Origin of the sequence: Levilinea saccharolytica (genome assembly GCF_001306035.1) — a bacterium.
In the GTDB taxonomy this organism is placed as follows: domain Bacteria; phylum Chloroflexota; class Anaerolineae; order Anaerolineales; family Anaerolineaceae; genus Levilinea; species Levilinea saccharolytica.
Genome location: NZ_LGCM01000009.1, coordinates 1 through 22,859, shown reverse-complemented (window position 1 = coordinate 22,859; position 22,859 = coordinate 1). Strand labels below are relative to the sequence as shown.

Genomic DNA, 22,859 nt, shown 5'->3' with positions numbered 1-22,859 from the left:
TAAAGGGCCGCGGCTTTGGAGATTGGTGGCGGGGGCTGGCTTGATGAAAATGCGAAGGTTGTCTATAGTAATAGGGAGTTTTCGTTCATTATTTAGCGAGGCCGTGGGTTTCCGGTAGTGGTAGGGTGCCGTTCGGGTTCATCGAACGCACCGGACGTCTATACACATGTCACTGCGAGACCGGCGGGTTTCCGGTCGAAGCAGTCTCTACCCCGCAGGGAAAGGACGTGCCGAGGTAGAGATCGCCGCAGTCCCCAAAGAACGGGGACTTCGCGATGACATCCTACGCACCTGTCACTGCGAGACCCCCGCTTTTTGGGGGGCGAAGCAGTCTCTGCCCCGCAGGGAGAGGACGTGCTGAGGTAGAGATGGCCGCAGTCCCCAAAGAACGGGGACTTCGCGATGACATCCTACGCACCTGTCACTGCGAGACCCCCGCTTTTGGGGGGCGAAGCAGTCTCTACCCCGCAGGGAGAGGACGTGCTGAGGTAGAGATCGCCGCAGTCCCCAAAGAACGGGGACTTCGCGATGACATCCTACGCACAGGTCACTGCGAGACCCCCGCTTTTGGGGGGGCGAAGCAGTCTCTGCCCCGCAGGGAGAGGACGTGCTGAGGTAGAGATCGCCGCAGTCCCCAAAGAACGGGGACTTCGCGATGACATCCTACGCACAGGTCACTGCTTGCCCTCGCCTTTTGAGGGCGAAACCGGCGGGTTTCCGGTCGAAGTGGGCGCGTCTCAGACACGCCTCTACTTCATTTTTATACACCGCAGGAGGGGCGTTTGAACAAAGAAACTTCAACAAACTACCGCATCACCGACCTGGCGTCCACCGACCGGCCGCGGGAACGCCTGGCGGAGGTGGGCGCGCAGGCCCTCAGCAACGCAGAATTGCTGGCGATCCTGCTGCGCACCGGCCTGCCGGGGGAAAACGCCGTGCAGATGGGCCAGCGCCTGCTGCTGCACTTCGGCGGCCTGAGCGGTTTGCAGCGCGCCAGCTTTGAGCAGGTGAGCGCCCAGCGCGGGGTGGGCCCGGCCAAAGCGGCCCAAATTCAGGCGGCGATTGAACTGGGGCGCCGCCTGAAATCGGCGGATCGCGCCGACCGCCCGGTGATCCACAGTCCGCGCGATGCGGCGGATTTGGTGATGTATGAGATGAGCGCGCTCAGCCAGGAAGAGCTGTGGGTCATGCAGTTGGACACCCGCAACCAGCTGCTGCACACCGAACACCTGTATAAAGGCTCGCTGAACGCCTCGATGGTGCGGGTGGGTGAGCTGTTTCGCAAGGCGCTGCAAATGAACGCTGCTTCCATATTATTGATCCACAATCATCCCTCCGGCGACCCATCCCCCAGCCCTGAGGATGTGAACCTGACGCGCGCGGCGGTGCAGGCGGGCAAATTGCTGGATGTGGAGGTGCTGGATCATCTGGTGGTGGGGCAGGGCCGTTTTGTTTCGATGAAAGAGAAAAATCTGGGCTTTAGCTAAGGTCAGCCGCGGAGGCCCAGAATGGTTGAAAAGATTTTAATCTTGCAATTTTGAAAACACGATGTGAACGCAATATTGCCAGATTGACAGATAAGTGACTTGTGCTACAATAAATCGGAGTGCAGTGCAGGTGGTAGTTCTTATAATGAATAACTGGAACCTCGTTCCGGTTGGCAGACCAGGCTGAAAAGAGCCGCACCAAGGGGGACAGGTTTGCATTCTCAAGTGGACTGAGCGCCAGCATGGGTTTTCAGTTCGCCGGGGTGCAAAAATCGTATAAATTACCTTTCAAAAAGTGTATGATATAGGATGAGCGTATTCTCGCCTTTCACCGGCATCCCTCCGCAGGGATGCATTCCAAAATTAAGGTTCAGCCGCACGAGCGGCCGGAATAACGCCAATGTTAAGCAGCGCTTCTATCAATCATAATCTCGATTCATTTTTTCGCCGGGCTTTGGACATTTTGGCCGGTTTTTTTGGTTTGCTGCTGCTCTCACCCCTATTCCTGTGGGTGGCCGTGCTCCTGCGGCGCGATTCTCCCGGTCCGCTGTTTTATCACGGCCCGCGGGTGGGGAAAGACGGCAGATCTTTTCACATTTTGAAATTCCGCACCATGTATGAACGGCCCGAAAGCTATCAGGGCGCGCGCCTGACTGGGCAGGGGGATGCGCGCGTGACGCCCTTTGGGGCCTGGCTGCGCAACACCAAGTTGAATGAGCTGCCGCAGCTCTGGAATGTGCTCGTGGGGGATATGAGCCTGGTGGGGCCTCGCCCCGAAGACCCGCTGATCATCCAATCCTGGCCGGAAGACATGCGTCACAAGCTGCTGCGCACCCGCCCCGGGGTAACCAGCCCGGCTTCGGTAGTGTACCGCGATGAAGAAAAAATGCTGAGCAGCGCCACCTTGATGGAAGACTACTACCAACACGTGCTGCCCGCCAAGCTGCGCCTGGACGCGGTGTATTTGCGCAACCGCACCATCCTTTCCGATCTGGATGTGATCTTTTGGACCCTGGTGGTGCTGCTGCCGATGGCCAAAACGCAGCCCATCCCGCGGCATCTGCTGTATTGGGGGCCGATTTCGCGGATTTTCAACCGCTACGTGGCCTGGTTGGTAGTCGATTCAGTCATTGCCTTTGCAGCTTTGGGCCTGGCCGGGGTCATCTGGCGCACGGCTGGCCCGCTGGATATCGGCCTGGCCCGCGCCGCCGGCATCGCCCTGGCTTTTGCGTGTTTGTTCAGCATCTCCAACTGGATGTTGGGACTGGCGCGGGTGGAATGGTCGCGCGCCGCGGCCAGCGAAGTGTTTACGCTGTCTTTTTCCACCGGTCTGGCCTTCGTCTTGATGTACGGATTCAACCGGATTTTTGAGCTGCGCCTGCCGGGAGCCTTGCAGGTGATGGCGGCCTTATTTGCCGTGGCCGGGTTTACCGCGGCGCGCTACCGCGACCGCCTGATCACCGGCTTGGCCACCCGCTGGCTGAACCTGCGCGGGGGGGTGCGGGCGGTGGGCGAGCGTGTACTGGTGGTGGGCGCGGGTGAGAACGGCGCCCTGGCAGCCTGGCTGTTTGGGCACGGCTACTTTAACGGGTCGTTTGAGGTGGTGGGGATGGTGGATGACGACCCGCGCAAATTGGGGATGCAGATGGAGCGCTACCGCGTTTTGGGCACCAGCGAGCGCATCCCTGAACTGGTGGACCAGTACCGGGTGAACGTGGTCTTCTTTACCATTGACAACATCTCCGTCACGGAGCGCGAACGGATTCTGACCATTTGCCGCAGCACCCCGGCGCGGGTGGTGTGCATGCCGGATGCCCTGCGCCCGCTGATGGATGGGCTGCTGCGCCCGGCTGTGCCCGTGCAAGCCGCTGCGCCCCAAGACACGCCCGCCAAAAAGAACGGGCACGATGTGAACACGGGCTGGATTCATGAACTTAACCAACTGGCGGAGGATGGAAAATGGGATCATCTGCGCGAGCGCCTCTCCGAGATGAACCGTTTGACCACCGCCCAGGATGAAACACAGAGCTGACAAGGTAGCCCATGACGAATTCGTTTTGGAATGGAAAAAAAGTGCTGGTAACGGGGGCAGGCGGCTTCATCGGCAGCCAACTGACGGAAACCCTGGCCCAGAGTGGGGCGGCGGTGCGCGCCTTTGTGCGCTACAATTCGCGCCGCGACCCGGGGCTGTTGCGCTTGGCGGATGAGCGCGTTCTGCGCGAGATGGAGATTATTTTTGGCGATATCCGCGACGCCGATGCGGTGACTCAGGCGGTGCGCGGCTGCGATCTGGTGTTTCACCTGGGCGCGCTGATTTCCATCCCCTATTCTTACGTGCACCCGCGCGAGGTGGCCGAGGTGAACTGGATGGGGACGCTCAACGTGCTGACGGCCAGCCGCGAATGCGGTGTGGGGCGGGTGCTGCACACCTCCACCAGTGAAGTGTACGGCACGGCGCTGCGCGTTCCCATTGACGAAGATCACCCCTTGCAGGGCCAGTCGCCCTATTCCGCCAGCAAAATTGGGGCGGATAAGATGGCGGAGAGCTTTTACTGCGCTTTTCAGCTGCCGGTGGTCACCGTGCGCCCGTTTAACACCTACGGCCCGCGCCAATCGGCCCGCGCGGTCATCCCCACCATCATCACCCAGGCCCTGGCGCTGGATGAAATTCACCTGGGCAACCTGGACACGCGCCGCGATTTTACCTTTGTCAGCGACACGGTGCGCGGTTTCCTGTGCGCAGCGCAGGCTGAACAGGTGGAGGGTGAGACGTTTAACCTGGGAACCGGCCAGGAAGTGACCATCCGCGAGCTGCTGGAGCGCATCTTGAAGATTGTGGGGCGGGATGTGCGTGTGCGCGTGGATGATCAGCGCCTGCGGCCTGAAAATTCTGAGGTGCTGCGGCTGCTCTCCAACAATGAAAAAGCGCGCCAGCGCCTGCATTGGCAGCCTGAGGTGAGCCTGGAGGCTGGTCTGGAGCAGACCGTGGAATGGATCCGGCAGCACCAAAGCTTATATCGCCCGGGCGTGTACGAGTTTTAGAGGGGAAAATATGAAAGCTGTAATTTTGGCCGGAGGCAAAGGAGCGCGGCTGGCGCCCTATACCAAAATTTTACCCAAGCCCTTGATGCCGATTGGGAATATGCCCATTCTGGAAGTGCTTCTGCGTCAGATGCAGCGGGCTGGTGTGGACGAGGCGGTTTTGACCGTCGGCCACCTGGCACATCTGCTGTGCGCCTTTTTTCAAGACGGCAGTCAGTGGGATATGAAGATTTCTTACAGTTATGAAAAGGAACCTTTGGGAACCGCTGGGCCGATCGCCCTGGTGGACGGGCTGGACGACACCTTTTTGGTGTCGAATGGGGATGTGCTCACCACCCTGGATCTGCGCGAGCTGCTGGCGTTTCACCGCGCCCAGGGTGCCGCGGCCACGATTGCCATGCACCGGCGAGAGGTGAAAATTGACCTGGGGGTGATCGAGACTCTGGACGGTGGGGTGCAGGTGAGCGGCTACATTGAAAAGCCAGTGATCCCCTATCAGGTGAGCATGGGCATTTATGTATTTGAGCCGCGCGTGCGCAGCTACATCCCTTCCGGCCAGTATCTGGACTTCCCCGATCTGGTGCTGCGCCTGTTGGCGGCGGGGGAAAAGGTGGTGGGCTTTCCGTTCAGCGGCTACTGGCAAGATTTGGGGCGGCCGGACGATTACGCGCAGGCTTCGGAAGATTTTGAGGCCATGCGCAGCCAATTTTTACCGGAGGCAGACGCATGAACTGGCGAATTCCGCTGGCGGATTTAGACCTGGGCGCGGAAGAGATGGCGGCAGTGCAGGAGGTGCTGCAAAGCCGCTGGCTGACAATGGGGGAAAAGACGCAGATTTTTGAACATGACTTTGCGCAGTTCAGCGGGGCGAAACACGCCATCGCGGTCAGTAACTGCACGGTGGGCCTGCACATGGCCTGTGCGGCGGCAGGTTTGGGGCCGGGGGATGAGGTGATTGTGCCCTCCCTGAGCTTTGTGGCTACCTCGAATGCAGTGCGCTACACGGGGGCCACACCGGTCTTTGCAGATGTGCTTTCGCTGGACGAACTGACCCTTTCGCCTCAGGCGGCAGCCGCCTGCATCACCCCGCGCACGCGCGCCATCATCCTCATGCACTACGGCGGCTATGCCTGCCGCATGGAAGAATTCTTTCGCCTGGCGGAAGAACACCATTTGACTCTGATCGAAGACGCCGCCCACGCGGTGGGGGCAGACTGGCAAGGGCGCGCTCTGGGAACGTTGGGGCACATCGGCTGCTACAGCTTCTTCTCGAACAAGAATATGACCACGGGCGAAGGCGGTATGGTGGTGACCCAGGATGACGCCCTGGCAGAACGGCTGCGGCTGCTGCGTTCGCACGGCATGACCAGCCTGACCTGGGACCGCCACCGCGGCCACGCCTGGAGCTATGACGTGGTCGAATTGGGATTCAACTACCGCATTGACGAGCTGCGCGCGGCCATCGGCGTGGTGCAGCTGGGCAAGCTGCCGGGCAATAACCACAAGCGGCGCGAACTCACCCGCGAATATCACCAGCGCTTGCAGCAAAGCCTGCCGCAGGTGGGATTGCCGTTTTTGGGGCGGGAAGAACACTCCTCCTGTCATCTCCTGCCGGTGATTCTGCCGGAAGGCACCTCGCGCGTGCGCGTGATGGAAGCTATGAAAGCCGCGGGCATTCAAACCAGCATCCATTATCCGCCCTCGCATTTATTCACGTATTACCGCCGGATTCACCCGGAGCACGTGCCGCTGCCGGTGACCGAAGCCGCGGCGGAACGCGAACTGACCCTGCCCCTCTACCCGGGGATGAGCACCGAAGACGTCAGCCTGGTGGTGGATACGCTGGCCGAGGCGCTGCGCGCGTAGCGGCGGGCGGCAAGCCTCCAAAAATTCACAGGTGCGAAACCTTGTGAAGGTGGTATGATGGTTAAAGCGTTGTTTTAAGCAGAAAAGGAGGGCGAAATGAAAAAAATCATCGGTCAAATCATAGTGATCACGCTGTTGGTGGCACTGCTGGCAGGCGGCGCCCTGGCGGTGCGGGCATTCCGCGCGCCGCTGGCCCCCGCCATGAAGCTGGATCTGGCCCAGGCCGAGCCGACGGCCGCCCCAGCGGCCAATGCCGAGAAAGTCTGCGGCATGTCCGGCAGCCTCACCATCCTGGTGATTGGGCGCGATGACTACGTCTGGGAAGTTCCGGCGGGTGCGGATGCCATTCGCGTGGTGAAGGCGAATTTTGACACCCGTTCTCTTTCGGTGCTGTCCCTGCCGCGGGATTTGTGGCTGAAAACGGATGCGCTGGCCAAGCCCTACGATATCGCCGAAGCCCGCCTGGGACCGGCCTATACAGCGGTTTTAAAGCAGGCTGGCGACACGCCGGAAGGCAATATCACCGCGACCAATGCCATCGGCCAGGTGCTGGTGGATAATTTTGGCCTGACCCTTAACCACTACGCCACGGTGAAGGAAAAAGCCATGTCCAGCATGGTGGATACCCTGGGCGGCATTGAGGTGGACGTGGCCCAGACGGTGACGGTCAGCGGCGTCGAAATCAAAGCGGGCAAGCAGACCATGGACGGCAAGACGGCTGAACTTTACGCCCGCTATTTTGGAGCGGGCGAAAGCGAAGCGGCCCGCTTCGACCGGCAGAACCGCGTGATGAGCGGGCTGTTGATTAAGTTGGCGGATCCGGCGGTGTTTGCAAAAGTGCCTGACCTGTACACGCAGTTTAAGGACCTGCTGATCACTGACCTGAGCCCAGAGCAAATCACCGCTTTGGCTTGCCTGACGCGCGAAGTGGGTGCGGGAAAAATCCAATTGGGTTCGATCCCCGCGGATCAGCTTTCCACCGCAGCGGACGGCGCGGTGCAGTTGAAAGACCTGGCGGCCACCAAGAAGTCGGTTCTGGAATTCTTGGGGAAGTAAAGGGGACTGATATTTCTCCAGGCCAGCCGCGTCTTTTTCTGTGAGACGCGGCTGGCAGACTTTATCCTCGTTTTTGGACTCGCGCGCTGAGAAAACAGGTATAATTTTTATCATCTTGAGATCGAATCTCACCGCGGGAGTATCCAAAACGGGACAATGGCACAAACATCCAATTCGAAGCAAAACATCTTAGGGTTGACGCGCGTGCAGTTGTATTGGACGCTGGCCGCCGTGGCAGTGTACCTGCTCTTTAACCTGTTTTATGTGGGCGATGCTGAGGTTGTGATTGTGGTCAATCACTTTGCTCTCTTGCCCCTGGTGGTTGCGGTCATGGTGATGGCTGTGCGGGTGTGGCGCAGGATTAAGGATAACCGCAAGATCCGCGGCATATGGCTGAATCTGCTGATTGGTTGGGCTTTGTGGACAGCGGCTGAGTTCTGGTGGGTGATCGCCAGCCTGACCCAAGAGGAAATTCCCTACCCATCGGGCGCAGATATCTTTTGGCTGGTAGGGTATTTGCCTTTTGCAGCGGCTTTGTTCCTGCGCATCCGTGATTTACCGCCAATGGAGGAAACGCGCTACAAGGTCATCCTCTGGTCGGCAATTATCGCGGTCTTCATCTTCACAACCGTGTGGATTTTGGCACCGATTTTGAATGATATTACCCCTTCGCGGGTGGTGGAAAGCGTGCTGAACCTGCTGTACCCCCTGTCCGAAGGACTGTTGCTGGCTTTAGCGCTGCGTGTGTTGTTTACTCAGCCTAAAGGCCAATATGGGAATGCCTGGGTCTTCTTTGGGATTGGCTTCATTTTCCACGCGATTGAAAACCTGGCGTTCTCCCTGGTGGATGCAAACGGTCTGTATTATCTCAACAATCAGAATAATTTCCTCAGTTCCATCTTGGTGGACGCCAGCCTGACGTTGTCTTACGCTTCGTGGCTTGTGGGGCTGTTTCTGATCTTCCGTATTTTTACTGATCTGAACTCGGTGCGCACCAAAGAGCTGGCTTTGCCGGTGGTCCCCAACACGCACGTGCTGGTGTTTACCGACGCGCAGGGTCAGGTGATTGAGGTCTCCAAGAACTATGGGGATGTGTTCGGCCCGCGCGAGACAAGCGGCAAAGAGCTGAGCGATGTGCTGGGGATCTCGGTAGAAAAAGCCAATGAGATTCTGACCGAAGCCCAGACTCAGCCGGTTCTGAAGGAGCGCCCCATTTACTCCATCGCGGGGCTTTCGGGGCGAAACGGCTGGCTTTCGGGGGTTTCCATGATGACCTCCGCTGGAGCGAGCAGCGGCGCCAATTTGCTGATGCGCTTTTGGAACTCGGAAGGCTCGCTGGATAAGGCTTTGACCGAATATGAGAACTCGGTGGTGCGCTTTTTGGTGAGCAGTGCCGAAACAAAACGCGAAGCCAACGAGGTCCCCCAGCTGCTGCGCAGCTATTACCTGCCGTTTTTGCGCGAGCTGTACAACCGTGTTTTGCTGGCCGAAGGGGCGGTGAGTGCGGATGCCCTGTATGCTGAGCTGGAGGCGCTGACCAACGAACACCCCGAATGGGGAGTGACGATGGAGCCGCGTTCGCTGGTGTTCTTCTCCCCAGATGCGCCCGCCCATTTTGCCGCGTCGCTGCCGGCAATGGTGGCCTTGGCGCGCAAATTTGCCGAGGAGACTCTGGGGGTGGATGTGACCAACGGCGTGCTGCGCTCGGTTTCCAATCAGTGGGATGAATCGGTGCACCGCGGCGTGGGCATGTACGCCCCGCCGGTGCTGCCCCAATCCGCGCCGCAGGCCTGAGCACGAAGGCTGAATCAAATGGAGCTGTCTGTGTTTTCCAGACAGCTCCATTTTTGTTTTTCTGTAGGCAGAAAACTCAGCGCACGGGCGCAGCCTGGAAGGAGGCGCCTTTTTCGATGGCCTGCATGTTGGCCGGAATGAGTTTCTGATGGCGCGCGGGCAGGTGTTCCTTCAGCGCTTTGCTGATGGCGGCCAGGGGCAGAATGGGCAGGTTGGAGACCAGGCAGCCCAGCAGCACCATATTGGTCAGGCGGCGGTCGCCGATTTCTTCGGCGATTTCATTGGCGGGCACTTCCACCACGCGAATATCGGTGCGGGTGGCTTTGCGGTCAATGATGGAAGTGTTGATCACCAACAGCCCACCCGGCTTGACCAGAGATTCATATTTATCCAGCGAGGGCAGGTTCATGACGATGACGGCGTCGGGGAAGCGCACCATCGGCGAGCCAATTTCTTCATCCGAGACGACCACAGTGCAGTTGGCTGTGCCGCCGCGCATTTCTGGCCCGTAGGAGGGGATCCAGGTGACGTTTTTGCCTTCGTCCATGGCAGCGTAGCTGAGCAGCTGCCCGGCGAAGAGCACGCCCTGCCCGCCAAAACCAGAGATGATAATATCGGTCTGCATGCGTTCCTCCGCCTAGATCTTAATTTCCGCGACGATCGGGTTGATTTTGTAATCGCCCACGGGATAATAGGGCAGCATATTGCTTTCCAGCCAGTGGAGCGAATCGACCGGGGTCATGCCCCAGTTGGTCGGGCAAATGGAGAGCAGTTCGACCATCGAGAAGCCCAGGCCGCGAATCTGCACTTCAAAGGCGGTGCGCAGGGCCTTCTTGGCCAGGCGGATGCTCTTGGGGTCGTGCAGGCTGCGGCGGACAACATAGCTGGAGCCGTCCAGGGTGCTGAGCATTTCTGAGGCGCGGATGGGGAAACCAGCGGTTTCCACGTCGCGTCCGCTGGGCGAGGTGCTGGTCTTCTGCCCAGGCAGGGTAGTGGGGGCCATCTGGCCGCCGGTCATGCCGTAGTTGGCGTTGTTCAGGAAGACCACGGTGATATTTTCGCCGCGGGCAGCCGCGTGGACGATTTCGCCCATGCCGATGGAAGCCAGATCGCCGTCACCCTGGTAGGTGAGCACCACGCGGTCGGGCAGCGTGCGCTTGACGCCGGTGGCCATGGCCGGGGCACGGCCGTGGGGGGCCTGCACGAAGTCAAAATCGAAGTAGTTATAGGCAAAAACAGAGCAGCCGACCGAGGCCACGCCGATGGTGCGGTCGCGCAGGCCCATTTCTTCGATCACTTCCGCGATCAGGCGGTGGGCCACACCATGCGTACAGCCGGGGCAGTAATGGGTGGTGGTTTCGACCAGGGTGTCGGGCCGTTCGTAAACTAATTTTTCCAAATCCTGTTCTAAGGTATTCATGCGGTCCGCTCCTCTTAATTCATCTTGATCATGCGGTCCATCCAGCGGTCACGCGGGTGGCCGCCGACGGCGGGCTTTTCCTCAACCAGCCGGTGGATCTCGGTGAGGATTTCATCCGGCAGCGGCACGATCCCACCCACACGGCCGTAAAATTCAACCGGGGTGCGCCCTTGGGCGGCCTTGAGTACATCTTCCAGCATTTGGCCGGTGTTCATTTCCACCACCAGCATGCCGTCCACCTTCTTGCTCAGTTCTTCATAGACCTTGTAGGGGAAGGGGCTGACAGTGATGGGGCGCAGCAAGCCGACCGGGATGCCTTCGGCCCGGGCGGCGCGTACCGCCGAGAGGGCTACACGCCCAGAAGAGCCAAAACCGGTGACGACGTATTTGGCATCTTCCATGAAGTATTCTTTGTAGCGGATCTCGTTGGCTTCCACATCTTTCCAGCGGCGCAGCATGCGCAGGTTGGCCTTTTCTTCTTCGGGCGGGCTGAGGTAAATGGAGCTGAGGAAGCGGCGTTCGCGCCCGCCTTCGGCCCCGCGTACGGCCCATTCGGGGAATTGGGTGGCCAGAGGTTTGAAGGGCGGCAGTTCGGCCGGTTCCATCATCTGACCCAGCGAGCCGTCAATCAGCACCACGGCGATGGAGCGGTATTTCTCGGCCAGGTCAAAGGCCAGCACAGTCATGTCAATGGCTTCCTGCACATTGGCCGGGGCCAGGGCGATGACGTGATAATCGCCGTGCCCGCCGCCGTGCACGATCTGGTTGTAATCGGATTGGGCCGGGGCGATGTTGCCCAGGCCGGGGCCGCCGCGCATGACATCCACCAGCACCATCGGCACTTCGGTTCCGGCGATATACGATAAACCTTCCAGCATCAGGCTGATGCCCGGGCTGGAGGAAGAGGTCATCACGCGCGCGCCGGTGCAGGCCGCACCGTACACCATGTTAATCGCGCCCAGTTCGCTTTCGGCCTGAACAAAAGCCCGGCCTTCTTCGGGCATGCGCGCGGAAAGGTATTCCAGCAGTTCGGTCTGAGGAGTGATGGGATAGCCGAAATAGGATGTTAAACCGGCCCGAATGGCCGCTTCGGCGATGGCCACATTGCCTTTAAGCAGTTCGCGTGCCATACTGGCCTCCTTATTGATTGCCCTGAGCTTTGGTGACTTCACGATACACGGTAATGGCCGCTTCGGGGCAGACGATGGTGCAAATGCCGCAGCCCGTGCACCCCGCTTCGATCAATTCCGCCGGGTGATAACCCTTGGCGTTAATCCGTTCGGCAGCCAACCCCAGGACATCTTGCGGGCAGGCATCCACGCACAGCTCGCAGCCTTTGCAATACTTTTCATCGACTTCAATTCGACCCTTTGGGGGCATGAGTCCTCCTTACAAACTGACCCTGGAAGATGGATTCCCGAGAACCGGACAATTTCGGTAATATTCTCGGATCATCTTTCATTATGGGTATCTTTTCCGAATCCGCATAGTGTCAACCGTCATTGGATGCAAGCGACTTATCACATCCTCAGGAGGCAAAAAAAGGCCCCGGCGCGCCCTTTTCCCTCGCTCTACAGGTATAATCGGGGGCATGATGGACTCGATTCGGGAACTTTACCGCATTGGACACGGCCCCTCCAGCAGCCACACCATGGGGCCGCAGTGGGCCGCCGAGCAATTTTTGGCACGCTGCCCCCAGGCGCAGGCTTTTCGCGTCACCCTGTTTTCCAGCCTGGCGGCCACCGGCCGCGGGCACATGACCGACACCGCCATTTTGCAGGCGTTGGCCCCCCGGCCGGTGGAGATTGTTTGGCTGCCGGAGGAGAGCCTGCCGCTGCACCCCAATGGGATGCGCTTTGAGGGCCTTTCGGCAGTTGGCGCGGTTTTGGACTCGTGGGAGGTGTATTCGGTGGGGGGCGGGGCTTTGATGGATGCGCAGCACCCCCAGGCGCAAAGCTCGGTGTATGACCTGGACACCATGCGCGCCATTCTGAAAACCTGCACGCAAAATGGGCGTTCGTTTTGGGAATACGTGGAAACGCGCGAAGGGCCGGAGATTTGGGATTATTTGCGCCAGGTGTGGGCGGCCATGCAGGATTCCGTCCAGCGCGGGCTGCGCACCGAGGGCGCGCTGCCGGGAGGCCTGGGAGTGGCGCGCAAGGCCTGGGCGCTGCACCGTAAAATGACCATGATGGGCCAGAATTTCTTGAAAGAAGGCTTTTTGCCCGCTTACGCCCTGGCGGTGGCGGAGGAGAACGCGGCGGGCGGCGTGATTGTCACCGCGCCCACCTGCGGCTCCAGCGGGGTGCTTCCGGCGGTGCTGTACCATCTGGCCGAGAGTTTGCACCTGCACGAAGAAAGCCTGCTGCGCGCCCTGGCCACGGCCGGGCTGGTGGGCAATTTGATCAAGCACAACGCCTCCATTTCTGGGGCGCGGGTGGGGTGTCAGGGGGAGATTGGGGCGGCCTGCGCTATGGCCGCGGCGGCTGCCACCCAGCTGATGGGCGGCACGCTGCGCCAGATTGAATACGCCGCCGAGATGGGCCTGGAGCACCATCTGGGGCTGACCTGCGACCCGGTGGACGGCCTGGTGCAGATCCCGTGCATCGAGCGCAACGTGTTCGCGGCGGCGCGCGCCCTGACCTGTGCCAATTACGCGGGATATTCGGACGGCAGCCACCGCGTGTCTTTTGACGAGGTGGTGGAGGTGATGGAACAAACCGGCCACGATTTGCCCTCGCTGTACCGCGAAACGGCCAACGGCGGCCTGGCCAAGGCTTACCGCTTTCCCCCGCAGGACGGGCAGGCGCTGAGCGAGGAGGATGGGGCGTGAACTGGGTGCTTTGGGGTAATTCGTTGGCCCAATGGCTGACGTCTTTGGGGCTGTGGGTGGGGGCGAGCGCGGGGCTGTTCCTTTTGCGCTGGCTGCTGACGCGGCGGGAGACCCCGTTGGCTTTTGTGACGGTCTTGGCGCAGCGCACGCGCGGCTATTTCATCCTGGCTGCGGGCGCCTACGCCGCTTCTCTGGCGCTGCACCTTTCGCCGCCGTGGCGTGAGGGGCTCCGTGTGGGGGTGGTGTTGGCGGTTCTGCTGCAAGTGGGCCTGTGGTTTTCGGGCTGGGTTCAGATGTGGGTTCAACGCCGTATGCGCGAACAGACCGAAAAAGATGCCGCCCAGGCCACCAATTTGAACGCCTTGGGCATTTTGCTGAAGGCGGGCGTTTGGGTGGTGGTGGTGGTGCTGATGTTGGACAACCTGCCCAATGTGGAGATCACCACCCTGATCGCCAGCCTGGGCATCACCGGCATCGCCGTGGGCCTGGCGGTGCAGAACATTTTGAGCGATCTGTTTTCCTCGCTGTCCATCACCCTGGATAAGCCTTTTGTGATTGGGGACGTCATCACGGTGGGCGAGTTCACCGGCACGGTGGAGCATATCGGCCTGAAGAGCACGCGCCTGCGTGGGCTGCCGGGGGAAGAGGTGATCTTCTCCAACTCGGATTTACTCAACAGCCGTATTCGCAATTTTCAGAAGATGGAACGACGCCGGGTGGGGTTTGAGGTGGTGGTGGCCTACACCACCCCCCAGGCGGTGCTCCAGCGCATCCCTGAACTGCTCCGAGAATGTGTGGTGGGGCGAGATCAGGTGATTTTTGGCCGGGCGCACTTGAAAGCCCTGGGTGATTTTGGGGCGGTGTTTGAATGCGTTTACTTTGTGGAAAGGCCGGAATACGATTTATTTATGGACATCCAACAGGCGGTGCTGCTGGCCATTTACCAGCGGTTTGAGGCTGAGGGTATCACCCTGGCGCAGCGCATCCGCCCGTAAACTGGCCGCCGCGGGTCTCTTGACCCGTGTGCGCTTTTCGTGTACACTGGCCGTATTCCAGTCTTTGACGAAAGGAGGCACGAAAACTGATGACAGTCTTGACTCAACGCTCTTCGTGTTTGCTGCGCGTGCCTCGGGTGGTTTCCCCGCAATAGCTGGTTTGCGATGGGTTTAAACCGCAGGCGCGCATTGGCCTGCGGTTTTTTGATTCTCTACCGCGGACAGCCGCAGGCAAAGGACATTTTTGGATAGATTTTCTGCAAAAGGGTATGAAAACGAAACCTCAGCCTAGCTTTGACGAAGAATTTGATGAACTGGTGGACACCTTTGGCCATGTGACCGGCGTGCACAGCCTGACCGGCCGCCAAAAAGCAAAAAAGTTGCCCACCGTGCCTGCCCCGGGTGTGCGCGACCGTGCTGCCCAAGACGCGCTGAGCCGCCTGGGCACAGAGGACGAAAGTCGTGAGAACTTGAACTTCTCCTATCAGGCCTCGCGCCACGAGGCCGGTTGGCTGCGCGATTCACTGGGCGAGTTTTATGAGCACCGCTGGTTTGACGACGTGCTGCGCCTGGTGAAAGGCGGCAAAGAGGCCAATGTGTACCTGTGCGCGGCCAACCCCACCAGCGGCGTGCCCTGGCTGGCGGCCAAGGTGTACCGCCCGCGCCGGCTGCGCAATTTGCGCAAGGATCACATCTACCGCGAGGGCCGCACCGATTTGGATTCGAGCGGGAGGGTGATTGAAGACGACGGGCTGCTGCACGCCATGCGCAAACGCAGTACCCTGGGGCTGGAGCTGCTGCACGCTTCTTGGATTGAGCATGAATACCAGACCCTGCTGAAGCTGCACGCCGCCGGAGCCGATTCGCCCCAGCCCTTTGCCCGCGGCCACAACGCCATTCTGATGGGCTACGTGGGCGACGCGGTCACGGCGGCCCCCACGCTGAACAGCGTGGATCTGCCCCGCCGCCTGGTGCGGCCGCTGTTTGAACGGGTGGTGCACAACCTGGAAATTCTGCTGGCCTGCCGGCGTATTCACGGCGACCTTTCGGCCTTCAATATTTTGTACTGGGATGAGGAGATCACCCTGATTGATTTTCCTCAGGCCATTGACCCCGAACAGAACCCTTCGGCCTACGGTATTTTTGTGCGCGATGTGACCCGCATTTGCCAATATTTCCAGGAACAGGGTCTGCGGGTGGAGCCGCGCGCTTTGGCAGGGGATTTATGGCGCAAGGCGGGCTACCGCCGCGGTCCCCAGGTGGATTTGCGCTATTTGAACGCGGAGGACGCCGCCGACCGCGGTTTTTGGGAACAGGTGCGGCGCGAGGAAGAAAAACCTGGCTAAGTGGCCAGGGTCGAAACAGTCCAAGAGGTGGGCGAATATGGGACTGGAATCGGGTATAAAAGGACTATCGGGCAGAACATAAGCAGCTTTCCCCCTTGGTTTTCCCCGCCGGTGTTCTGGAGCATCGGCGGGGTTTTTTTGTGCCCGCAGGATGTAGATATGCTATGATAGATCAGATCAATTTGATATGGAGCGTGTACAGATGGCATCTAAAGAACGGCAAGGCAATCTTTCGGGCGGGCTGCTGTTGGTGCTGCTCGGCGTATTCTTCCTCTTATGGCAGCTTTCGCCTGCCTGGTTCACGCGCATTTTTGGGGAACGCTTTCCCTGGCCGGTGTTTGTGATTGGCCTGGGGGGCGTTTTTCTGTTGGCGGCCTTGTTGGGGCGCAGCGGCGGGCTGGCCATCCCCGGCACCATCCTGGCCGGCATCGGCGGCATTCTGTACTACCAGAACGTCACCGGTGATTGGGGCAGCTGGGCTTACATCTGGTCGTTGATCCCAGGTTTTGTGGGGCTGGGCATGGTCATCTCCAGCTTTTTGAACGGGGGTGAAAGGGGCGCGCGCCGGGTGGGGGCCTTCATGTTTGTCATCTCGGTGCTGGCTTTCGTGGTGATCTGGTCGCTGTTTACGGCTAACCTGAACTTCAACCTGGTGTGGCCGGCGGTGATGATCCTGGCAGGGATGGCCCTGCTGGTGCGTTCGCTGATGCGGGGGCGTTAGCCGCTGGTGGGGGGCTTGCGCGCAGCGCGCAGGGCTTCCAGAGCCTGAATCACGCGCGACAACTCCTGCTGCAGGGCGGGCAAACGTAAGCGGGCCTCATCCAGGGCTTCGCTGCGCCCCAAAATTTCTATTTCTTTGCAAAGCTGTTCCAGAGGGCCGGCATGAAAGACAGATGCCGACCCTTTTAATTTGTGCGCGTACAGGAACACCTGGCGAGCATCGCCGCGCTCTAAACCGGCGGCAACGGCCTGCAGATCGGCGGGACTGGTTTGGATAAACAGCTCCATCAGTTCATCCGCCAGGGCCGCGGACTGGGGGTCTTCCTGGAGGTTCAACGGAACGATGGGGTCGGTCCCCAGCGAGGTAGGGGTTTCATCCGCTGACGGCGGGACAGGCTGAGTTTGGGTTGGGGCAGGCTCAGCTTCTTCACCCAGGACGCGCTGTAAATCCTGCGGGCGCAGCGGTTTGCTGAGGTAGTCGTCCATACCCAGGCTCACATAGCGCTGACGGTCGTCAGACAGCACGTTGGCAGTCAGGGCGATGATGCGCGGCTGGCGGTCGAGCGGGAAGGAGGCGCGGATCTTGCGCGTGGTCTCGATGCCGTCCATTTCCGGCATCTGCACATCCATGAAGATCACGTCGTAGGCGCGGTTTTGCAGGGCTTGCAGTGCCTCTTGCCCGTTGCTAACCAGATCGGCGGCGTAGCCCAGGTGGCTTAACATGTTGTGGGCCACCTTCTGATTGATGGGGTTGTCTTCTACCACCAAAATGCGCAGGAGGCGGGGGGCTTTGCGGGGCTGCGAGGGGCTAGGGTGGCTTGCACGGCGGTGAGTGCGCGGGGAAAGCAGCTGGCTGAGGGCCTGATGCAGGCCGCGAGGTTTGACAGGGCGGGTGAGCACAGCCGTGTTGGCAGGCAGAGTTCTGGCTTTGGCCACCAGCACGGAGGTCATGAGCAGGGTGGGCAGGTGAGTGCGGCCCAGGGCGGCCTCCAGCGCTGCCTTAAAGCGGCCTTCCTGCCAGCCAGGCAGGTCGGTGTCGGTGATGAGGGCATCCACGCGGGGGGGCGAGTAGAGAAGCGCCTGCTCGCCCTGGTGGAAGACGTGCACCTGCGCGCCCCAGGCCGTCAGCCATTCGCTGAGGGCCGCGGCGGTAGAAGGGCAGGCTGTGACGATCATCAGGTGGCTGTCGGGGGGGAAGGGCGCGGGTTTGTGTTCGGAATCGCTGGGGATGACCTCCAGCGGCAGGGCGAAGCGGAAGGTGGAGCCCTGGCCGGGCTGGCTTTCCACCGTGATTTCACCGCCCATGATCTCTACCAGCCGTTTGCTGATGGCCAACCCCAGGCCGGTGCCGCCGAATTTTCGGCGCAGGGAAGAATCGAGCTGGGTGAAGGATTCGAACAGGCGGCTCATCTGCTGCGGGGGGATGCCGATGCCGGTATCCTGGACGATGAATTCCACCTGCTGGGTGCTGCCTTGCAGGGGCTGGCTTTGCACGCGCAGGCAGATCTCTCCCCGTTCGGTAAACTTGACGGCGTTGCCAAGCAGGTTCACCAACACCTGCCGCAGGCGGGTCAGGTCGCCGGTGACCTGGGTGGGGGTTTGGGGGGAAATCTGGTACACCAGATACAGGCCTTTTTCGGCTGCGGCGGGAGCCATCAGATCCACCACGGCCTCAATACCCGTGCTCAGATCAAAGATCTGCGGCGCCAGTTCCATCTTTCCGGCTTCGATCTTGGAGAAGTCGAGCACCTGATTGATGATGTTGAGCAGCAGATCGCCGCTGTCTTGGATGGTGCGCAGATAATCCCACTGTTCGGGGGAGAGCGGGGTTTGGGCCATCAGGCCGGTCATGCCCAGGATGCCGTTGAGGGGAGTGCGGATTTCGTGGCTCATATTGGCCAGAAATTCGCTTTTAGCCTGGCTGGCGGCGCTGGCAGCCCGCGCCAGGCGGTCGGTTTGCTGCACGGTGCGGCGCAGTTCCTCGTTGGCGGCTTCGAGCTGTTGGGTTGAACGCTTGAGCGCGGTGATGTTTTCCAGGTTGGCCAGGACAAATTCCGGCTCACCGGCCGCGTTGCGTACCAGATTTACGCTCAAATTGACCCACACGATGTGCCCATCTTTATGCACCAACCGTTTTTTCAACTGGTATTGGCTGCGCTGGCCGGAGATCAGTTCCTGATACAAATCCAGATCGGGGGAGAGATCCTCAGGGTGCGATAGTTGGGCAAAGGGCATACCGGAAAGTTCCTCGGCGGTGTAGCCCACCAGATTTTGGTAGGCAGGATTGCTATCCAGGATGACGGCGTTCAGATCGCTGATGCCGATGCCGGTGCTGGCGTTTTCAAAGATGCTGCGCAGACGCACTTCGCTGGAGCGCAAGGCGGCTTCCACTATTTTTTGGTTGGTGATGTCGTTGGAGATGCACAGCAGGCCGAGGAGCGCACCTTTGCTGTCGGTCAGGCGGGTTTTGACCGTGTGTACATGGCGAATTTCACCGCCGTAGAGTTGAACCACCTCTTCAATCTCAAGGCGTTCCTGTTCGCCGCTCAGCACACTGCTGTTTTCGTTTCGCCAATTTTCAAGCCCCCGCGGGTTGATGATAAATTCGTCATCTCTATGTCCCACCAGGCTTTCCACCGGCAGACCGTAATTGCCAGCGAACTGCTGGTTTACCACCATGTAGCGGTCATCCAGGTCTTTGGCGAAGATGGAGAGCGGAGCGGTATTGATGATATTGTCCAACAGGTCTTTTTGCGCGCGCAGCTTCTCTTGGGCTTCGATACGCTCTTGAATGTTGCGGCTGAAGAAGATGAAAACTTCTTTATCTTTCCATTTTCCCCGCGACACCCGCGTTTCGGCCATCACCATCTCCCCGCTGCATTTGCGCAGGGGCAGCTCAAAGAGGGTGCGCCGGCCGGAAAGGATCTCTTCCCAATACTGACGTACGGCCGCCTGTTCTGACCCGGCAAACAGGTCAAACAGATGCATGCCCATCAAGGCTGCGTCCGAGCAGCCTAATTCGCGCTCCACGGCATGGTTAAAATTAACCAACTGCCCATCCAGACTGATGATATACACCAGGTCGCTGATGGAATCAAACAGGGATTCAAGGTTGAGCCTTTTTTCTTGCAGCTCCTGTTCGGTGCGGATCGATTCCAGCAGGCTAGAAAGATAAGCCGGGATCATTTCCAGGAATTCGCGCGAGCGGCTGGAAAACGAATCCACCGTGTGGGAGGCCAGGGTCACAATGCATAAAAGCTGGCCCTGGCTGACGACTGGCAGACTGGCATAGGCGCGCAGACCTTCCTGGCGGGAGGCTTTCAATTGGTGATTGAAGGGCAGTTCCTGAAATTTGCCGAAAAAGCAGTGGGGTATATTTTCCAACATAAGGCCGGGCTGCTGAGCCAGCACCTGATCAGAAGCGCGGACGAACGCATCCGAGACCCCGCGGTGAGCCACCAGTCTCAATTCTTGGCTGCCGGTGTCTGCCATATAAAATCCGCCGCAGTCCACACCCTCAATTTCCGTGAGCCGCTCCAGCAGGATCGCCACCGTTTTTCGCAGATCATGGGTGCGGCTGAAGGTGAGGGTCAGCTCGTTTTGCAGCCGCAGGGTTTGCTCGGCCATTTTTCGCTGGCTGATGTCGCGGTTGATGAGGCGCCGCCCCATGTAGAACCCGTTTTCGTCATACAGCGGCTGACAGGAGTGTTCAATCCACAGCAGTTCACCCTGGGCATCTTTCATGCGGAATTCGATCTGCATGAAATCGCGGGTGTTTTGGTGGCTGTCCACACGGTGCTGAAGCACGGCCGGCCAATCGGGAGGGTAGATCAGCGATGCCAGCAAATCCCGCGGATCCATCATCTCTTCGGCGGTGTAGCCGGTGACTTTATAACAGGCGCGTGAGGAAGCCAGGCCCACCTCGCCGGCGTCCGCCCAGATTTCCCAATCCAGCGATTGTTCCACCAGCGAGGCAATCGCCTCCAGACTGGCGAGGTCGCGCGAGAGTTCCACCCACCACAAGGGCTCCTCGGGCGAGGCGGTGGGCAGGCTGGTGTAGCGCAGCTTACCGTGGGGCAGGAGCAGGCAGCCCACCGAGGGCGTTTCCAGGCGGGCGGCAGCCAGTTCCAGCGGCAGTTGGGGGGAATATTCGCTCAGCAGGGCGCTGGCCGCCGGGTTCAGATGCGCGATCTGGCCGTCCTGGCGGAGCAGCAGCGCGGGCTGGGCGAACTGATCGATCGCCTGGAAGAGGTCATCGGGTAACTGGGGGGCGGCGCTCATAGGGGTAGTATATCTTGATTTTGCGGCGGATGGTCAATTGGACAGGGGCGGGATTTCTGCTACAATCGTCAAAATCCATTTGTCATAGGTGGCGCATGAACGAATTTTTCGCGTTGGATTATCACGGTGAACCTTTTGCTTTGTTTGGCACGGCGCATCTGGCGGCTCTGGCGGGGGTGGTTCTGGTGAATGTGCTCATCTTCCTCTTCCGCCGCCGGTTCAGCGAGGCCGGGCGCCGCACCCTGCGCTATGTGTTGGCGGGGGTGCTTTTGGTGGTGGAATTGAGCTGGCACGGCTGGAACGCGGCCACGGGGCAGTGGACGCTGCAAACCATGCTGCCGCTGCACCTGTGCAGCGCGCTGGTATGGCTTTCCATTTACATGCTGATCACGGGCAACCAGCGCATTTACGAGTTCGCCTATCTGCTGGGCATTCCGGGGGCGCTGCAGGCCCTGCTGACGCCGGACGCGGGGATCTACGGCTTTCCGCATTTCCGCTTTTTTCAGGTGATCCTCAGCCACGGTACGCTGGTGACGGCGGCGCTGGCCCTCACCTGGGTGGAGGGTTACCGACCCACCCTGGCCTCTTTGAAGCGCGTGTTTATCACCGGAAACATCTATCTGGCGGCGGTGTTTGTGTTCAATTTGCTGATCGGCAGCAACTATCTGTTCATCGCCCACAAACCCGAAACCGCCAGTTTGTTAGACGTGCTGCCGCCCTGGCCGTGGTACATTGCGGTGATTGAGCTGCTGGGCCTGGTGTTTGTGTTGGTGATGTATGCGCCCTTCTTTGTGCGCGATCTGCGCGCCCGGCGGACGGCGGTTCAGGCGGACGGGCTCAGCTCCAAATAGATGCGCTTGTTGATTTTGCCCTTGCTTTTGTAATCGGCAATGCGCACGGGGCCCACTTCGGCGGTGCTGCCCACATGCGTGCCGCCGTCGGCCTGCAGGTCGAGACCCACCAGCTCCACCGTGCGCACCTCAGGGATGCCGGGGGGCAGCAGGTTGATCTTGGTGCGGATGAGGTCGGGGATTTGGAAGGCCTCTTCGCGCGGCAGGATCTGCACGCGGACAGGGTGAGCGGCGGCCACTTCGGCGTTGACGGCGGCTTCGATCAGGCCGACCAAGTCTTTGCTGAGGGCTTCGAATTCAAAATCCATACGTCCCTGCAAGGGTTCCATGTCGCCGCCGGTGACCTGGGCGCCGTAATCGCGGAAGACCACGCCGCACAGGATGTGCATGGCGGTGTGGGTGCGCATCAGGGCATAGCGGCGCTCCCAATCCAGCTCGCCGCGCAGGGCGGTTCCGACTGCGGGTAAGGGACAATCTGCGCTGAGGAAGTGCAGGGCGCCTTCGGGGCCTTTTTTCACCTTCTCGACAGTGAGTTTTTCAGCGCCCACCCACAGCCAGCCCTGGTCGCAGGGCTGGCCGCCGCCGCCGGGGTAGAAGGCGCTTTGATCCAAGAGGACGGCGTGGGCGGCTTCGTCCACGGCGGTGACCGCGGCGGTAAATTCGCGCAGGTAGCTGTCGGTTTGATAGAGGGGTACGGTCATGGGGGTCTCCCTTTCTGGACTTTGTTTTGATTATACCCGCGCTTTCTTTTTTGTCCGACGGGCGCTTCCGATTGTATAATAGGGATGGCCGGACCGTAGCCTCACCGCCAAGACGCCAATGACGCAAAGGGTTTTTATCTTATTTTCTTGGTGCTCTTTGCGCCTTTGCGGTTCAGTTACAATGCGCTGAGGCTTTTTGTACCGCCAAGACGCCAAGGACGCAAAGGGTTTTTATCTTATTTTCTTGGCGCTCTTTGCGCCTTTGCGGTTCAGTTACAATGCGCTGAGGCTTTTTGTACCGCCAAGACGCCAAGGACGCAAAGGATTTCTTATCTGGTTTCTAGCCACCTGACACTTTAACAAAAGAATAGTTGATCGGCACCAGATCTCCACTAAAATAGGTTTTCCGGAAGCATTTTAGAAACGGAGTAAACCAATGCCGACCGACCTCCTTTATCATAACTGGT

General features: G+C 59.8%; 18 protein-coding genes. 12 read left to right on the top strand and 6 right to left on the bottom strand.

Translation table 11 applies throughout. The features are described from left to right. The first annotated feature begins 782 nt into the window (after positions 1-782). From radC to ADN01_RS02255, 7 genes are all read left to right on the top strand, one after another. Positions 783-1,487 carry a RadC family protein gene (radC, locus tag ADN01_RS02285; RefSeq protein ID WP_062417540.1) on the top strand — a complete coding sequence of 235 codons (705 nt, stop codon included), beginning with the start codon at positions 783-785 and terminating at the stop codon, positions 1,485-1,487. A 400-nt stretch (positions 1,488-1,887) separates the two neighbouring features. Next, positions 1,888-3,519, top strand: a complete 1,632-nt coding sequence (locus ADN01_RS02280) for a sugar transferase (RefSeq protein ID WP_062417541.1) — start codon at positions 1,888-1,890, stop codon at positions 3,517-3,519. Between the two features lie 11 nt (positions 3,520-3,530). Then, positions 3,531-4,529, top strand: coding sequence for a GDP-mannose 4,6-dehydratase (locus ADN01_RS02275; protein ID WP_062417542.1), 999 nt, complete (start codon positions 3,531-3,533; stop codon positions 4,527-4,529). Positions 4,530-4,539: 10 nt separating this feature from the next. Next, the gene (locus ADN01_RS02270) at positions 4,540-5,259 is read left to right on the top strand and encodes a sugar phosphate nucleotidyltransferase (protein ID WP_062417543.1); all 720 of its coding nucleotides are present in this window, start codon (positions 4,540-4,542) and stop codon (positions 5,257-5,259) included. Then, positions 5,256-6,395, top strand: coding sequence for a DegT/DnrJ/EryC1/StrS family aminotransferase (locus tag ADN01_RS02265; protein ID WP_062417544.1), 1,140 nt, complete (start codon positions 5,256-5,258; stop codon positions 6,393-6,395). The genes ADN01_RS02270 and ADN01_RS02265 overlap by 4 nt, the downstream gene beginning before the upstream one ends. Positions 6,396-6,491: 96 nt before the next feature. After that, the gene (locus tag ADN01_RS02260; protein WP_062417545.1) at positions 6,492-7,451 is read left to right on the top strand and encodes an LCP family protein; all 960 of its coding nucleotides are present in this window, start codon (positions 6,492-6,494) and stop codon (positions 7,449-7,451) included. Positions 7,452-7,607: 156 nt separating this feature from the next. After that, positions 7,608-9,245 carry a hypothetical protein gene (locus tag ADN01_RS02255; RefSeq protein WP_062417546.1) on the top strand — a complete coding sequence of 546 codons (1,638 nt, stop codon included), beginning with the start codon at positions 7,608-7,610 and terminating at the stop codon, positions 9,243-9,245. Positions 9,246-9,321: 76 nt separating this feature from the next. Here ADN01_RS02255 and ADN01_RS02250 read toward each other — a convergent pair whose 3' ends face one another. From ADN01_RS02250 to ADN01_RS02235, 4 genes are read right to left on the bottom strand one after another with little or no spacing between them, the layout of a single operon-like run. Then, positions 9,322-9,870: a 2-oxoacid:acceptor oxidoreductase family protein gene (locus ADN01_RS02250; RefSeq protein ID WP_062417547.1), complete on the bottom strand. Its 549-nt coding sequence runs from the start codon at positions 9,868-9,870 to the stop codon at positions 9,322-9,324. A 12-nt stretch (positions 9,871-9,882) separates the two neighbouring features. Next, positions 9,883-10,665: a thiamine pyrophosphate-dependent enzyme gene (locus tag ADN01_RS02245; RefSeq protein WP_174232582.1), complete on the bottom strand. Its 783-nt coding sequence runs from the start codon at positions 10,663-10,665 to the stop codon at positions 9,883-9,885. Between the two features lie 14 nt (positions 10,666-10,679). After that, complete coding sequence (vorB, locus tag ADN01_RS02240) at positions 10,680-11,795, bottom strand: 3-methyl-2-oxobutanoate dehydrogenase subunit VorB (RefSeq protein ID WP_062417548.1); 1,116 nt, start codon at positions 11,793-11,795, stop codon at positions 10,680-10,682. 10 nt (positions 11,796-11,805) lie between these two features. Beyond that, on the bottom strand, positions 11,806-12,045 hold the full coding sequence (locus ADN01_RS02235; RefSeq protein ID WP_062417549.1) for a 4Fe-4S dicluster domain-containing protein: 240 nt from the start codon (positions 12,043-12,045) through the stop codon (positions 11,806-11,808). A gap of 214 nt (positions 12,046-12,259) precedes the next feature. Here ADN01_RS02235 and ADN01_RS02230 point away from each other — a divergent pair, with 214 nt between their 5' ends. The 4 genes from ADN01_RS02230 to ADN01_RS02215 all read left to right on the top strand — a co-directional run bounded on the left by ADN01_RS02230 (position 12,260) and on the right by ADN01_RS02215 (position 16,560). Further along, positions 12,260-13,498, top strand: a complete 1,239-nt coding sequence (locus ADN01_RS02230; protein WP_062417567.1) for an L-serine ammonia-lyase — start codon at positions 12,260-12,262, stop codon at positions 13,496-13,498. Further along, the gene (locus tag ADN01_RS02225; protein ID WP_062417550.1) at positions 13,495-14,493 is read left to right on the top strand and encodes a mechanosensitive ion channel family protein; all 999 of its coding nucleotides are present in this window, start codon (positions 13,495-13,497) and stop codon (positions 14,491-14,493) included. Before ADN01_RS02230 ends, ADN01_RS02225 begins: the two co-directional genes overlap by 4 nt. A 269-nt stretch (positions 14,494-14,762) precedes the next feature. Continuing rightward, on the top strand, positions 14,763-15,839 hold the full coding sequence (locus ADN01_RS02220; protein ID WP_062417551.1) for an RIO1 family regulatory kinase/ATPase domain-containing protein: 1,077 nt from the start codon (positions 14,763-14,765) through the stop codon (positions 15,837-15,839). A 202-nt stretch (positions 15,840-16,041) separates the two neighbouring features. After that, positions 16,042-16,560, top strand: coding sequence for a hypothetical protein (locus tag ADN01_RS02215; protein ID WP_062417552.1), 519 nt, complete (start codon positions 16,042-16,044; stop codon positions 16,558-16,560). On the opposite strand, the gene ADN01_RS02210 is transcribed toward ADN01_RS02215, so the two are convergent. Next, positions 16,557-20,840, bottom strand: a complete 4,284-nt coding sequence (locus ADN01_RS02210) for a PAS domain S-box protein (protein ID WP_062417553.1) — start codon at positions 20,838-20,840, stop codon at positions 16,557-16,559. The two genes, ADN01_RS02215 and ADN01_RS02210, sit on opposite strands and share 4 nt — an antisense overlap. A gap of 95 nt (positions 20,841-20,935) precedes the next feature. Between ADN01_RS02210 and ADN01_RS02205 the strand changes: the two genes are divergently transcribed. Further along, positions 20,936-21,691 (top strand): YwaF family protein, encoded by a 756-nt coding sequence (locus ADN01_RS02205; protein WP_062417554.1) that lies wholly within the window; start codon positions 20,936-20,938, stop codon positions 21,689-21,691. Here ADN01_RS02205 and ADN01_RS02200 read toward each other — a convergent pair. Next, entirely contained in the window at positions 21,664-22,392 is a 729-nt protein-coding gene (locus ADN01_RS02200; RefSeq protein WP_062417555.1) for an alanyl-tRNA editing protein, read from the bottom strand. The two genes, ADN01_RS02205 and ADN01_RS02200, sit on opposite strands and share 28 nt — an antisense overlap. Positions 22,393-22,859: the final 467 nt, after the last annotated feature.

Bases quoted from the DNA above. Each gene is read 5' to 3' on its own strand.
- ADN01_RS02280 (WP_062417541.1), top strand. From the start codon at position 1,888: ATGTTAAGCAGCGCTTCTATCAATCATAATCTCGATTCATTTTTTCGC.
- ADN01_RS02275 (WP_062417542.1), top strand. From the start codon at position 3,531: ATGACGAATTCGTTTTGGAATGGAAAAAAAGTGCTGGTAACGGGGGCA.
- ADN01_RS02270 (WP_062417543.1), top strand. From the start codon at position 4,540: ATGAAAGCTGTAATTTTGGCCGGAGGCAAAGGAGCGCGGCTGGCGCCC.
- ADN01_RS02265 (WP_062417544.1), top strand. From the start codon at position 5,256: ATGAACTGGCGAATTCCGCTGGCGGATTTAGACCTGGGCGCGGAAGAG.
- ADN01_RS02260 (WP_062417545.1), top strand. From the start codon at position 6,492: ATGAAAAAAATCATCGGTCAAATCATAGTGATCACGCTGTTGGTGGCA.
- ADN01_RS02255 (WP_062417546.1), top strand. From the start codon at position 7,608: ATGGCACAAACATCCAATTCGAAGCAAAACATCTTAGGGTTGACGCGC.
- ADN01_RS02250 (WP_062417547.1), bottom strand. From the start codon at position 9,870: ATGCAGACCGATATTATCATCTCTGGTTTTGGCGGGCAGGGCGTGCTC.
- ADN01_RS02245 (WP_174232582.1), bottom strand. From the start codon at position 10,665: ATGAATACCTTAGAACAGGATTTGGAAAAATTAGTTTACGAACGGCCC.
- vorB (WP_062417548.1), bottom strand. From the start codon at position 11,795: ATGGCACGCGAACTGCTTAAAGGCAATGTGGCCATCGCCGAAGCGGCC.
- ADN01_RS02235 (WP_062417549.1), bottom strand. From the start codon at position 12,045: ATGCCCCCAAAGGGTCGAATTGAAGTCGATGAAAAGTATTGCAAAGGC.
- ADN01_RS02230 (WP_062417567.1), top strand. From the start codon at position 12,260: ATGGACTCGATTCGGGAACTTTACCGCATTGGACACGGCCCCTCCAGC.
- ADN01_RS02220 (WP_062417551.1), top strand. From the start codon at position 14,763: ATGAAAACGAAACCTCAGCCTAGCTTTGACGAAGAATTTGATGAACTG.
- ADN01_RS02215 (WP_062417552.1), top strand. From the start codon at position 16,042: ATGGCATCTAAAGAACGGCAAGGCAATCTTTCGGGCGGGCTGCTGTTG.
- ADN01_RS02210 (WP_062417553.1), bottom strand. From the start codon at position 20,840: ATGAGCGCCGCCCCCCAGTTACCCGATGACCTCTTCCAGGCGATCGAT.
- ADN01_RS02205 (WP_062417554.1), top strand. From the start codon at position 20,936: ATGAACGAATTTTTCGCGTTGGATTATCACGGTGAACCTTTTGCTTTG.
- ADN01_RS02200 (WP_062417555.1), bottom strand. From the start codon at position 22,392: ATGACCGTACCCCTCTATCAAACCGACAGCTACCTGCGCGAATTTACC.